Source organism: Agrobacterium sp. YIC 4121 (assembly GCF_002008205.1).
Lineage (GTDB): Bacteria > Pseudomonadota > Alphaproteobacteria > Rhizobiales > Rhizobiaceae > Agrobacterium > Agrobacterium leguminum.
In genome coordinates, this window is record NZ_MRDI01000023.1 from 199,724 (window position 1) to 212,218 (window position 12,495).

The 12,495-nt window shown below is 57.7% G+C and carries 11 protein-coding genes and 3 pseudogenes; 3 read left to right on the plus strand and 11 right to left on the minus strand.

The window, feature by feature from the left end; translation table 11 throughout:
- Positions 1-237 precede the first annotated feature (237 nt).
- From BTE54_RS20530 to BTE54_RS20565, 6 genes and pseudogenes are all read right to left on the minus strand, one after another.
- Positions 238-670 (minus strand): annotated as a pseudogene (locus BTE54_RS20530) (oxidoreductase); the annotation flags it as partial.
- Between the two features lie 127 nt (positions 671-797).
- On the minus strand, positions 798-1,073 hold the full coding sequence (locus tag BTE54_RS20535) for a hypothetical protein (RefSeq protein WP_078053796.1): 276 nt from the start codon (positions 1,071-1,073) through the stop codon (positions 798-800).
- Between the two features lie 192 nt (positions 1,074-1,265).
- Positions 1,266-1,493: a hypothetical protein gene (locus tag BTE54_RS20540; protein ID WP_034499643.1), complete on the minus strand. Its 228-nt coding sequence runs from the start codon at positions 1,491-1,493 to the stop codon at positions 1,266-1,268.
- Positions 1,494-1,620: 127 nt separating this feature from the next.
- Entirely contained in the window at positions 1,621-1,830 is a 210-nt protein-coding gene (locus BTE54_RS20545) for a cold-shock protein (protein WP_003519970.1), read from the minus strand.
- Between the two features lie 1,350 nt (positions 1,831-3,180).
- Positions 3,181-4,548, minus strand: coding sequence for an FAD-containing oxidoreductase (locus BTE54_RS20560; protein ID WP_078053797.1), 1,368 nt, complete (start codon positions 4,546-4,548; stop codon positions 3,181-3,183).
- Complete coding sequence (locus tag BTE54_RS20565; protein WP_078053798.1) at positions 4,545-5,006, minus strand: DUF4126 family protein; 462 nt, start codon at positions 5,004-5,006, stop codon at positions 4,545-4,547. Before BTE54_RS20565 ends, BTE54_RS20560 begins: the two co-directional genes overlap by 4 nt.
- Before the next feature lie 351 nt (positions 5,007-5,357).
- Here BTE54_RS20565 and BTE54_RS20570 point away from each other — a divergent pair.
- Both BTE54_RS20570 and BTE54_RS25505 read left to right on the plus strand, forming a co-directional pair.
- A pseudogene (locus BTE54_RS20570) lies at positions 5,358-5,567 on the plus strand (glutathione S-transferase N-terminal domain-containing protein); the annotation flags it as partial.
- Positions 5,568-5,943: 376 nt separating this feature from the next.
- Positions 5,944-6,024 (plus strand): annotated as a pseudogene (locus BTE54_RS25505) (transcriptional regulator); the annotation flags it as partial.
- Between the two features lie 56 nt (positions 6,025-6,080).
- Here the strand turns inward: BTE54_RS25505 and BTE54_RS20580 are convergent.
- The 4 genes from BTE54_RS20580 to BTE54_RS20595 form a co-directional block, all read right to left on the minus strand.
- Complete coding sequence (locus tag BTE54_RS20580) at positions 6,081-6,740, minus strand: DUF2161 domain-containing phosphodiesterase (protein WP_078053800.1); 660 nt, start codon at positions 6,738-6,740, stop codon at positions 6,081-6,083.
- 141 nt (positions 6,741-6,881) lie between these two features.
- Entirely contained in the window at positions 6,882-8,384 is a 1,503-nt protein-coding gene (locus BTE54_RS20585; protein WP_078053801.1) for a tripartite tricarboxylate transporter permease, read from the minus strand.
- Positions 8,385-8,422: 38 nt separating this feature from the next.
- Complete coding sequence (locus tag BTE54_RS20590; protein ID WP_078053802.1) at positions 8,423-8,902, minus strand: tripartite tricarboxylate transporter TctB family protein; 480 nt, start codon at positions 8,900-8,902, stop codon at positions 8,423-8,425.
- A gap of 73 nt (positions 8,903-8,975) precedes the next feature.
- Entirely contained in the window at positions 8,976-9,956 is a 981-nt protein-coding gene (locus BTE54_RS20595; protein WP_078053803.1) for a tripartite tricarboxylate transporter substrate binding protein, read from the minus strand.
- Between the two features lie 236 nt (positions 9,957-10,192).
- Here BTE54_RS20595 and BTE54_RS20600 point away from each other — a divergent pair, with 236 nt between their 5' ends.
- Entirely contained in the window at positions 10,193-11,218 is a 1,026-nt protein-coding gene (locus tag BTE54_RS20600) for a LacI family DNA-binding transcriptional regulator (protein WP_078053804.1), read from the plus strand.
- A gap of 10 nt (positions 11,219-11,228) precedes the next feature.
- On the opposite strand, the gene BTE54_RS20605 is transcribed toward BTE54_RS20600, so the two are convergent.
- Positions 11,229-12,401, minus strand: coding sequence for a mandelate racemase/muconate lactonizing enzyme family protein (locus BTE54_RS20605; protein ID WP_078053805.1), 1,173 nt, complete (start codon positions 12,399-12,401; stop codon positions 11,229-11,231).
- Positions 12,402-12,495 lie beyond the last annotated feature (94 nt).

The following is a 12,495-nucleotide window of genomic DNA, read 5'->3' on the forward strand; positions in this document are numbered from 1 at the left end:
TGCTACGGATCATGGGTGCGGACAGGTGTCCTTTGAGGCGACGGTGGCCAGAGATTTTTTGATATGGCGCGGCATCCGGCTACGCAGCCTTGGGAATTATCGGAGATTGATGATGATCGATATCGCAGGAGCCCCCCCGAAGTACGCCCCCTGATGACTCACGGCCGGAAGTCCCGATGAAGCGGGATAATCGATATAACCCGCAGCGCCGCCGCCATACAGCGTGACCCGATCTCAGCCTGGGTGGCTTTGCAGTCGTTCGACGAGATTCGGATTGGCGACGAACGGGCGTCCGAAGGCGATCAGATCTGCCTTGCCATCGACCAGATGCGGCGTTGCAAGGTCGAGGTCACAGCCATTATTGGCGATATATGTCCTGCTGAAGCGGCGGCGGAGCGATCCGTATTCGAAGGGTGCGACCTCGCGCGGGCGGCCCGTCGCGCCTTCAACGACGTGAATGCAGGTGATGCCGAGAACATCAAGTCGATCGATGATATACTTGTATTGCGTCTGGGGACCGCTACAGGAAATGCTATTTGTAGGCGAAACTGGCGAAATCCGGCACACCCGTGCGCTCGCCGCCGATTTCCTGCGCCACCGTGGCAGTGACCTCGAGTATCAGACGCGCGCGGTTTTCCATCTTGCCGCCATAGGCGTCCGTTCGGACATTAGGGCTGTGAGCCTCCCATATAGTTCCTGAAAGCAGACGCTCGCCAGCGACTTGCCGCGCGCAAAGCCGAACTTATCAAAATGCTCATACGAAACAGCAGCGATGCGGCTCACGGCCCGATCTTCCACTAGATTCGATCATATGTGAACGATGTCAGCAGCATGGTTACAAAGTTACTCGCATTATCCTTGACAAGCGCTTCCGTCCATTCATTCGTCCCGCGTAGCCGCAGGTCTGCATAAATGCTTTCGACGGCGGCCTCTTCGATCCGCTTGATGTTCGCCAGAAAGACTTCCTCTCCGGCCGCATGATACATGTCTCGGATCACCATCCGCAGGATTTCCTGGATTGCGATCTGCCATGCCGTGTTGAGTGCCTGAAGTTCGCCGATACTGTCTGCCATAGGTATCCCCTTCGGTTGCGGAGTGCAACGGTTTGAAAGAAACTGCGGACAGAGCCTGATTGATGATCTCACGTGATCAAGCCATTTGCTATAACCGCCTTGCCTTGCGATTGGCGTACCGCCGATCGTGCTCGGCCTTGCGGGCGGCCTCGTCATGTTTTATCCGTCCGCGCCCCACTCTTCCTGGGCAGATCAGACCGTCTTGGCCCGTCGTTTCGTGAGAAGAGAGGCGGTCGTCGCCTCACGGTCCTTCAATTCTTTCGCAAGTCGCGCTTCACGAAGCCGCCTCGTCTTTTCCTCGCGGGCCAGAACGAGGGAATCGAGTTCCTCGACGGCGCTGTTACGCGCGAAGAATTGCGATTGAGTATTGGCGAAGGCAATCTCCGCCTTCTGCCGGGATTTGCTGTGTGTCTGTGACATGGCTTTTCCAGATTGAACGCCGCCGTGGCAACAAAAAAAGGTCAGGCAATCTGCCTGACCTTGCTGGTATCATGCTCTCGCCAGTGCCAGTACATCCGTGGTCAACGGAGAGCGGATACCGGGATGATTAAGCGGCCTGGAGGTTGCAAGCCGACATCTTGCCCGACTTGTTATCGCGCTCAAGGTCGTAGCCGATCTTCTGACCTTCAATGAGTTCGCGCATTCCGGCGCGCTCGACGGCCGAGATATGCACGAACGCGTCGGTGCCGCCATTGTCAGGCTGGATGAAGCCAAAGCCCTTCGTGGAATTGAACCATTTAACTGTGCCAGTGGTCATGATGAACCCTTTCATAGCAATAAGAGGACCACAACGCCTGCGGCGCTGCAGATGCGATAGCGATTTTTGAGAGAAAAGGCTCGTTCAGGGCACGGTGCCAGACGCGCGATAACCAAAGCTAAGCAAGCAAATATCGACAATCAACATATAGGTCGCTCATATGCGATTGTCAACTTTTAGTTTTTTTCTCGCCAATATTCTCAGCATTTAGTTGTAATTTCCGAGGCCGTTTCACAGCCTAGACTGCGGAAACGGAGCTGGGAGCGTAACCCGACACTAGGTTCACCTATGGAATCACGGTCGTCCGAAAGCAGAAATGGACTCCGGTCCCGACGGAAAACCACCGTCTCGCTGGCGTATAACTCCGGACATGAACCGGAGCAACACAGTGCGCGATTGACTTGAAAGCGCTCCTGACAGCGGTTTCATCCTCGCCGTTACATATCCGGCCTTATGAAGCATCTGGTTGAGAATTCGATTGCTGCCGGGATCGAAATCGACGGCGTGGACGCTGGAAGACATGGTGTCCTCCTTTCAGATTGCGGGCGCGGCATTAAAGCCCCCGGCGGCAGCGCCCGGTGTAATTGCTGCCGAGGTCATGATGATGAGGCCCGCTCGTCTGTTTAGCAATCCTTCAATTAAGGTCATTTGGGGGCGGGATAGCTTTGAAGCCAACCCGCACAGATATTTGCCGTTCTGTAAAACCGTTAATATCAAAGAACGAGGGCTAATTTGACCCTCCATCGATACACGCGATGCTCACTCCTGAGGAGCGGCAGGAATGAAGGAGTGGCGATGTAAAGTGCACTGCCGCCCAAAGCTCGCTGGCTCGGTGGGATGCAGCTTTCCCGCCGCCGTCGTCCGAAACCTGCCAGTCAATTTCCCATCCCTTAACATCGTTGAAGGCCTGATAAGCGAAAAGACTGCTTTAGGGACCGTGTAATTGCTATGCTTACGTCCGGAATGAAGGGGCAAAGCAGCTTTATCCGTGGATAACGAACAACGACTGCTTCGAAGGCGCAAAGCCGTCGTTGCGAATGAACCACAGTTAGCTCGAGCAAGATGCCTTGCGAGCGTCTTCGCCTTGATGGGATCAAAACCACCGACGCTGTTATTACAAACTCCCTCAGCACGAGATCGGCAGGCTAAGCAAGAGCTTGGTTTAACGTCACGGTTGCTTTAGAGGCAGTAAGCAGCCTGCCAATTCTCTGGGCCCATTGTAAATGGCTGCCGCCCAAACAGGTACGACCCACAATCAAGATTTCCGCCCCACGAACTGGGTCTGCAGTGGGTGGGACTGTTTCCCTAACAATGAGATTGGCAGACTGCTTCAATGTTGTTCGGTCCTGGCTAAGCGTCAGGTTCCCTGAGGTCGCCGATCAACGTCGGCACCAGTTCGCCGACGGTCGGATGGATCGGTACGGCCCATCTAAGTTTTTCGGTCGTGGCTTCCATGTTCATGGCATCGAGAACGCCATAGACCGCCTCGTCACCCCCCACCCCGAGAAAGGCGGCACCGAGTACCTGGTCGGTGTCGGCATCGGCCACGAGTTTGAGGAGGCCGAGCGTCTCGCCCTTCTCGACGGCGCGGCCGACGCGGCTCATGGGACGGGTCGAGACCTTGATCCGGTGGCCGGCCTCTTTCGCCTGGCGCTCTGTCATGCCAACACGCCCGAGCGGTGGATCGATGTAGAGGCCATAGCCGAGGATGCGGTCGGTCACCTTGCGGTCGCCGCCGTCGAGGAGGTTCGCCGCCGCGATCTCGAAATCATTGTAGGATGTGTGGGTGAAGGCCCCTCGCCCATTGCAGTCGCCAAGTGCCCAGACACCGTCGGCAGTCGTCTGCAGACGCTCATCGACGGTGATGAAGCCGCGCCGATCGGTCTCGACGCCTGCGAGATCGAGCCCGAGATCGTCGGTATTCGGCTGACGTCCGACGGCGACCAGGACATGGCTGCCACGAACTTCGCCCTGATCAGTCCGCACGACCACGTCTGCGCCGTCTCTGGCAATGGATAGCAGATTGTGGCCCCGAAGAATCTGGATGCCATCCTTTGTCAGTACATCCGCGATGGCTTGCGAGATATCCGTGTCCTCCCGAGCCGCCAGGTGCTGCCCGCGCTCGATGACAGTGACCTCCGCGCCGAAGCGCCGATACATCTGGGCGAATTCCAATCCAATATAACTGCCACCGAGAATGACCAGATGCTTCGGCAATTCCTCAAGCGCGATCATCGACGTGCTCGTGAGATAAGGCACGTCGGCGAGGCCCGGAACATCGGGGATATGCGGCCGCGCGCCCACATTGATGAAAATCTGCGGGGCGGTGTAGCGCTTCCCTTCCACGGATACCGCCTTCGCGGCGACGAATTTGGCGTGGCCATAGACCACATCCATCGTCTCGAGACTGTCGAACCAAGCCGCCAGACCGCTTCTCGCGTCTAGGGTCACCTTCCTGGCGCGGGCTGCCACGGCCGACATGTCCACGATGGGCTCGCCATCAATCTTGACGCCGAATTCCGATGCACGCCGGGCGACCTCGGCGGTCTTGGCACTGGCGACCAGGGCCTTTGTCGGCATGCATCCGGCATTTACGCAGGTTCCGCCAAGAAACTTCCGTTCGATCAGGACTACCTTGCGGCCCATCGCGGCCATGCGGGCGGCGAGGAACGGTCCGGCCTGTCCTGCTCCAATGAAGATCGCGTCGTACTCCCTCATGACACGGCCGTCGCGGCGAGCAGTGCAAGTGCAATGGCGACCGCATCTTCGATGAGGGCGGCGGGGAGATCACGGCCGAACCGGTTGGCGAGATAGCCGCGACCAGCCGCACCGCCAAATGTTCCGATCACAGCGCCGACGACACCCGCGAGGAGCCCAACAACCACCATGCCCTCAGTTGCGGCGATCGTCGCACCGCTGAGAGCGCCCGCCGCGATACGTGCTCCGAACTGCATGGGCACTTTGCGTGAAGGCGTGCTGGGAAGCTGGTCGGTGATGAGTTCGATGATGGCAAGCACGGTAAAAATCGCCACGGCCCAGATCGACCCCATGAAGGAGAGACTGCTTTGTGAAATATCGAACCATCCGAGATAGGCACTCCAGGCAACTACGGCGGGAGCGGTCATGGCGCGTAGACCGGCAACGAATCCTATGAGAATTGTGAAAAGAATGAGCATGCGGGTCCCCAGAAAGTTGCGCAAATCAAGAACGTGCCGCGGCGCCTAATGGGCAGAGATATAGCGGGGCTACCGTACACGTCCGGAGGCATCACTCCGGAGGAAGGCTGTCAGCGTTGATCATGCCCCTATTGATCCACATGCCGTGTCCTAGGCCCGGTAAGTCTTAAGCGTACCATTCCCGAGCAGTTCGGTCGATAGCGGTGCGGAATCGACGCAGAGAACGAGATCACACGGCCCCCAGCTTACAAAGGGTCAGCGCTCAGTTGAGCTCCATGTTGCTCTCAATGCATTTTGGGGACCAGCAATAACCAGCCCCGTTAGTGGTTTGCATGACCAATGGAGTACAACATAAGCGACTTCGACCTTTATTATTGGCCAGTTCCGTTTCGAGGTCTCTTCATTCGCGGAACTCTGGCCCATTGTGGGAGTTCCTGGGATGAACACGATGTCGATGCGGTTGAAGGCATTATGGATTTCGGGGTGGAAAAGCAGCCGGTCGCTTTCAAGGGGCCACCCGTTCTGATTGACCGTGAGCGCAATTTCGCAATCTCTCAGATGCTGGTGATCGTCATCTAATCATTCCGAAAGGTAGCTGGTTGACTTATGCCGGCGAGGCGCCATCGCTTTGTCTGTTGTGCAGCCGGTCCGGATTCTGAAAAGACTCAAACTGACGCCCCTGCTATTCCACAATCGTTGTAGATGAGCCGAACAAGCCACGGAGATTCGGCACGAATATTCCGGCTTGCCTCAACTGTCACAAAAAAGATGATAGCAACGCTGCTATTCTGCGCCTTTCCGGCCAGCCAAGCGCCTCTCTGGTAAATCAGCTTCGCCTTTTCAGTAAGAAGCGGCGTGGCGGTGGTCCCCCTACCACTGATCATGAAGTGGACCGTCGAACATTTGAATGAAGAAGACATCGAACCGATGGCCGCTTAAGGCCAGAGGGCTTGGTCCTGCCATGGAAGCATTGACGGCCTGGTGGAACAAATGCGGAAAGAGCACCCCCAAAAGGTGAGTCGGGGACGCAAGCCGACGCCGAAGATCTGAATGGAGTGGTGTGAAACCGCGGCCTCAAATGCAGTCCTGCTGCGGCCATCGCTGCAAGGCTTCACATCCGGCCGGCGTCAGGCCATACACTCCTCGATCGAGCCGCTCAAACCAGCCATAAACATTCGCAAGCAGGATCTTCCCTGCATCCGGAATGCTGGACCTGACCTGACGCACACGCATCGGCCCTGACGACAGCGCCAAAGCGCAGCCAAGCGCCTGCTGGCGATACGCGGTCATGATCGGCGCGCGGGTGCTTCCGCCTGCTGTGGGATCGCCGCGTCGTTTCCGGTGTTCACGCATGAGCCGCGACCGCCGTTTCGGATTGGTTCGCGGCATCGGCGATATCGAACCAACGATCATGCTGACCTCGCCGGTATCGGCGATACCGAGCATGCCGATCCCGAGCCTGCGGCAAAGGTCGCGGTAACGCCTGTCGGCCTCGCGGCCTTTACCCCTGGCCGAGACCCGAGCCGCGATCCAGACTTCATCGGCGATAGCCGCGCGATCAACGGCCTGCAAAATGAGTTCCAGATTGAAACTCAGTTTCAGCTCGCAAATCACGACAACCGGCGGATCGCCATCGCTCAAACCGACAAGGTCGCAACCGCCAACTTCGCCCTTGACGGTGTAACCCGCCTTTTCAAGAAAGCCTTTGATGGGCAGATAAAGCGATGTTTCCATGTGCCTGCAGGTTCAAATGAGTATCCGCCCCCAGATACATCGATACCCCCACACAGGACAACCTTCATGGCCGTCGCCACGCGGCTTCGGATCGTCCGCAGCAAGATAGTCGCCGAGCGACCTGATGGGATTGTTATAATCTCACTGTTCGGTGAACGCTTCCTCCCGTTTGCGGCTGATGCTCGGCGACAGTACCAGCGCCAGCACCGCAACCGCAAAGATCAACAGCGACAGGCTAAGCGGGCTGCGCAGAAAGATCGTCGGATCGCCCTGGCTGATCAGCATCGCACGGCGCAGATTTTCCTCCAGCATCGGCCCCAAAATGAAGCCGAGCAGCAAAGGCGCCGGTTCGAAACGCATCTTGCTCAATGCAAAACCGACAATGCTGAAACCTGCCATGACGAAGACATCAAAAACGCTGTTGTTGATGCTGTAAGCGCCGATGCAGCAGAAGCCAATGATCGCCGGAAATAAAAGGTGGTAAGGCACGGTCAGCATCCGGACCCAAAGCCCGATCAGCGGCAGGTTCAGAATGACGAGCATGAGATTACCCGACCACATGGAGACGATCATGCCCCAGAACAGGCTCGGCTCCTCGGAGATCACATTCGGGCCGGGCGTGATGCCCTGGATTATCATCGCACCGACCATCAACGCCATGACCGGGTTTCCGGGAATGCCGAGGGTGAGCATGGGAATGAACGATGTTTGCGCGCCGGCATTGTTGGCGGCTTCAGGGGCAGCAACCCCTTCGATCGCACCCTTGCCGAACTCGACCCGGTTGGGAGAAACCCGTTTTTCCACAGCATAGGCGGCGAAGGAGGCCAGCATAGCCCCACCGCCCGGCAGAACACCGAGGAAGGACCCAAGTGCGGTGCCACGCAAAACGGGCGCACAAATTCGCCGGAAATCGTCTTTCGTCAGCATCAGTCCCGTCACACGCTTGACGCCAACCGAACGCTCCTGCTCGTTTTCCAGATTGCGCAGGATTTCACAAATACCGAATATGCCCATGCTGACGGCAACGAAATTCAATCCATCATAGAGTTCTGGAATATCGAAGACATAGCGTGGCGTGCCGCTTTCAACATCTGTGCCAACTGTGCCAAGCAGCAGGCCGAAGAGGATCATGGCGAAGGCCTTCAGCAGAGAGCCGCTGGCCAGCGCAACGGAGGCGACAAGACCGAGAACCATCAGCGAGAAATATTCGGCCGGTCCGAAATTGAGCGCGACCGCGGCAAGCGGCGGCGCGGCAAGCGCAAGCAGGATGGTCGCCACCGTGCCGGCAAAGAAGGAGCCGAGGGCCGCGGTTGCGAGAGCCGTACCGGCACGGCCGTTACGGGCCATCTGGTAACCGTCAATCACGGTGACGACGGAAGAGCTTTCCCCCGGCAGATTGATGAGAATGGCCGTTGTCGAGCCGCCATATTGCGCGCCATAAAAGATGCCGGCCAGCATGATGAGGGCGGATTCCGGCGGCAAGCCGAAGGTGATCGGGAGGAGCATCGCGATCGTGGCCGTTGGTCCAAGCCCCGGCAACACCCCGATCGCAGTTCCCAGAAGACAACCGATGAAGCCGTAGAGCAGGTTCATCGGCAGGAAAGCGGTCGATGCGCCGAGCCAAAGGTTAGAAATGATGTCCATAAGTAATACAATCCGGTTTCGGGGCTGACTGGCACGCCCTAGAAAAAGTCACCGATAAAGGGGATCCACGGTCCGAAGGCACGAAGAGGGAGCGCCAAGAGCTTGGTGAAAAGCAGGGCCGAGCACCCCGCCAGGAAAACGCCCAGCAGGATGGAGTGACGCCAGTTGGCATAACCACTGGCAGCCGAGGCCCCAACGATGAGCAGGAACATCGTGGGCGCAAGGCCAAGCCCTGCCAGCAGCAGACCGAAGCCGACGGGAGCGAGGATCACCAGAAAATAAGCTTTCCAGTTCCAGGTTTCGGTCTCACCCTCTTCAACGCCAACCATCAGCGACTGGATGAGGATCAACGCGCCAAGCGTCATCAAGATCAGGCTCAGCATGGTCGGGAAATAACCAGGGCCCATCTGGAACGAGTTCCCGATCTCCAGATTGCGACCGAACCAGATGAATAACAGGCCGGCAAAAATCATCGTCACGCCGCCGGCGAAGTCGCGACCGTTTTTTATCTTCAGCATGGCACTATACTCGCTGTGGAAATGAGCCGGCCGGAATGACATCGAAGGAAATCATACCGGCCGGCAGCCTGCATCACTGCGGCGGGACGTTCGCGGCCTTGATGACCTCGGCCCACTTCGTCGTTTCCTTGTCGATGAACGCCTGGAATTCGGCCGACGTATTGCCGACCGGCGTCACACCCATTGCTTCGAGTTTCGCTTTTATCGCCGGATCCGCAATGATCTCCTGGACTTCCTTGCTGAGCTTTTCGACAATTTTCGGCGGGGTGCCGGGAGGCGCAAACAAACCATGCCACGAGGTCGCCTCGAAACCGGGAATGACGCTTGCCATGGTTGGCACGTCGGGCAGCAGGCTGGCTTTTTCCAGGCTGGTGACGGCTAGCGCCTTGACCTTACCGGCCTTCACCTGCTGGGCAGCGGTCGGAATATTATCGAACATCATGTCCACATGGCCACCAACAACGTCGAGAATGGCCTGGCTGCTGCCTTTGTAAGGCACATGCGTGATCTTGAGATCGGCCTTGGTGGCCAGAAGCTCGCCCGCAAGATGGATGGACGTGCCAACGCCGGAAGAGGCGTAGGTGTGCTTGCCCGGCTCCGCCTTCAGGAAGGCGATCAACTCCTTGACGGAATTCGCCTTTATCTTATCCGGATTGACAACCAGCACGTTCGGCAGGCTTGCAATCAGCGAAATCGGCGCAAATCCCTTTTCCTTGTCATAAGGCAAGGTCTTGTAGAGCGTCTGATTGATCGCGTTGGAACTGACCGTTCCCATACCGATCGTATAGCCATCAGGCTTTGACCGCGCTAGGTCGCCAAGGCCGATATTGCCGCCGGCACCGGGCTTGTTTTCAACGATGAAACGTTGTCCCAGCCTCTTGTCCAATTCTTCAGCCACAAGGCGGCCGAATGTATCCGTATTGCCGCCTGCGGCAAAAGGAACAATGACGGTCACCGTCTTGGACGGATAGTCTTCGGCAAAACTGGACTGGAGACCGGTTGCGGATATTGCGGCTGTGACAGCCGCAAACGTCATGAAACGCTTGAGGTTCATAGTAATTCCTCCACTTTCTGGCTTCCTGCCAGCACTGTTCACCACCCTTCGAAACCCTCCTCCCGAAGAAATGGAAGCGCTTTCATTTTAGCCCCAAAAATTTCTTCCGCAACAGCAGACGGTGTTTTTTTAATCATTATGTTTCAACATATTGACTTGAATCACTACAATACTTTAGACGCGCATCTTGATTATGCTCAAAATGAAAGCGTAAATCATTTTGAGGGGAACGAGAAATGACCGACTACGAGAAAAGAAGTTATATCGCACCAGGCGGGCCGGTCACGCTCGCCGACATTGCAAAGCTCGCGGGCGTTTCGCCGGTCACGGTTTCCCGGGCGATCAATACTCCCGCTCTGGTCAAGCCCCGCACGCTGGAGGTGATTGAGCGGGTGATCGCAAAAACGGGTTACGTGCCTAATCTGTTGGCTGGCGGCCTTGCTTCCCGGCGCACCCGGCTGATCGCTGCGATCGTCCCAACCGTTTCCAGCACGATCTTTGCCGAGACTATCGAGGGGCTTAACGCTGAACTCGTCGCCGCCGGCTATCAACTGCTGCTTGGCCTTTCCGGTTATGACAATGCCCGCGAGCTGGAACTGACACGCGCGATTTTGGCACGCCGTCCCGATGGCATCGTCCTCACCGGCATCACGCATCTTAAAGGGACACGCGCCATGTTGACAGGCGCGGGCTTGCCGATTGTCGAGATATGGGATTCCACCCCCTCACCGCTCGACACTGCGGTCGGCTTCTCGCATGCGGCGGTTGGCGCTCTGGCGGCCGAGCATCTGCTGGTCAAGGGCTACGACCGCTATGCCCAGATCGGTGCCAACGATCCCCGCGCCGTTCAGCGCCGCGACGGTTTCGTCGGTCGCCTCAGAGGGGTCGCGGATGTCGAGTTACCAGCGCTGGAAATGAATTCACCCTCTACCTTTCGGGACGGCAGATTGGCGATGGCGCAGCTTCTGGACAGTGGGCAGGGCACGCTAGGCATATTCTGTTCATCGGACGTCGTCGCCCACGGCGCCCTGGCGGAAGCAAACGCACGCGGCTGCAGCATACCCGATCAGCTTGCCGTTATCGGTTTCGGCGATTTTGACTTTGCTCCCTACACACACCCGCCATTGACAACGATCCGTATCGATCGCCGTGACATCGGCACCAAGGCAGCGCGCTCCATTCTCAGAAAGATAGAAGGCGACGGGAATGTGGAGGCCATGATCAATGTCGATTTCCACATCGTTGCCCGCGGCACCGCCTGACGCAGCGCGCTTACGGCCGCTTGCCAAATTCCGCCGTGGCCCGCGTCCAGTGATCGGCCTGTTCCGAAAGCGTAATGCCAAGACCTGGCCGGCTTGGCACCAGCATGCGGCCATCCCTGATCTCCAGCCGCTCGTTGAAAAGCGGATCGAGCCAGTCGAAATGCTCCACCCAAGGCTCAAGCTCGTAGGCGGCCGCCAGATGGAGGTGGATTTCCATGGCGAAATGGGGCGCAAGCTGCAGCTTCCTGGACTCTGCCAGCGCGCAGATTTTCAGGAATTGCGTGATGCCTCCAACGCGCGGCGCATCGGGCTGGATGAAATCGACGGATTTATTCTCAATCAACGAGATATGCTCCAGAACGCTCGCCAGCATTTCGCCGGTTGCGATCGGTGTATCGAGCGTTGCGGCGAGCGCCGCATGGCCTTCGACATCATAGGCATCGAGCGGCTCTTCGATCCATGTCAGATTATAGGGCTCCATGAGACGGCCGAAACGCATAGCGGTGGGGCGATCCCACTGCTGGTTCGCATCAACCATCATCGCCACCCTGCCGCCGAGGCGCTCATGCACCGCCGCGACGCGTTTGAGATCGACAGCCATATCGGGCTGACCGACCTTGATCTTGATCCCACCTATGCCCGCAGCAATCGAGCGCTCGACATTATCGAGAACTTCCTCAATCGGCGACGACAGGAAGCCACCTGATGTGTTATAGCATTGCACGGAATCGCGGTGGGCGCCGAGCAACTTGGCAAGCGGCAGGCCTGCACGTTTCGCCTTGAGGTCCCACAAGGCCACATCGAAGGCTGCTATCGCCTGGACGGCAAGCCCGCTGCGACCGACCGACGCTCCGGCCCAGCAAAGCTTGTTCCACAGCTTGCCAATGTCGTTCGGGTCTTCGCCGATAAGGACGCTCGCGATCTCCTTGGCGTGTTCATATTGACCCGGACCACCGGCACGCTTGGAATAGCTGAACCCAATGCCGCTATGGCCGTGCTTCGTCTCTATTTCCGCAAAGAGAAAAGCGACTTCGGTCAAAGGCCTCTGCCTGCCGGTCAAAACCTTTGCATCGCTTATCGGCGCCTTCAGCGGCAGGAAGATCGAGGAAAGCTTTATCCAGGCAATGCTGTCTGCGCCGAGGGCCTGTTGCCGGTGGCCGGTTTTTGCTGGCTGCGTATCCATCTTCGCCTCTCTGATTTTCACCCGCCGAGCGGCCCTCGTCTTGACTGATATCGCGGCAATCAATTTAAGTCCAAGTTGTTTTCTGTTGGATATT

Bases quoted from the DNA above. Each gene is read 5' to 3' on its own strand.
- BTE54_RS20580 (WP_078053800.1), bottom strand. From the start codon at position 6,740: ATGGAAACATCGCTTTATCTGCCCATCAAAGGCTTTCTTGAAAAGGCG.
- BTE54_RS20540 (WP_034499643.1), bottom strand. From the start codon at position 1,493: ATGTCACAGACACACAGCAAATCCCGGCAGAAGGCGGAGATTGCCTTC.
- BTE54_RS20535 (WP_078053796.1), bottom strand. From the start codon at position 1,073: ATGGCAGACAGTATCGGCGAACTTCAGGCACTCAACACGGCATGGCAG.
- BTE54_RS20590 (WP_078053802.1), bottom strand. From the start codon at position 8,902: ATGCTGAAGATAAAAAACGGTCGCGACTTCGCCGGCGGCGTGACGATG.
- BTE54_RS20565 (WP_078053798.1), bottom strand. From the start codon at position 5,006: ATGCTCATTCTTTTCACAATTCTCATAGGATTCGTTGCCGGTCTACGC.
- BTE54_RS20600 (WP_078053804.1), top strand. From the start codon at position 10,193: ATGACCGACTACGAGAAAAGAAGTTATATCGCACCAGGCGGGCCGGTC.
- BTE54_RS20605 (WP_078053805.1), bottom strand. From the start codon at position 12,401: ATGGATACGCAGCCAGCAAAAACCGGCCACCGGCAACAGGCCCTCGGC.
- BTE54_RS20595 (WP_078053803.1), bottom strand. From the start codon at position 9,956: ATGAACCTCAAGCGTTTCATGACGTTTGCGGCTGTCACAGCCGCAATA.
- BTE54_RS20585 (WP_078053801.1), bottom strand. From the start codon at position 8,384: ATGGACATCATTTCTAACCTTTGGCTCGGCGCATCGACCGCTTTCCTG.
- BTE54_RS20560 (WP_078053797.1), bottom strand. From the start codon at position 4,548: ATGAGGGAGTACGACGCGATCTTCATTGGAGCAGGACAGGCCGGACCG.
- BTE54_RS20545 (WP_003519970.1), bottom strand. From the start codon at position 1,830: ATGACCACTGGCACAGTTAAATGGTTCAATTCCACGAAGGGCTTTGGC.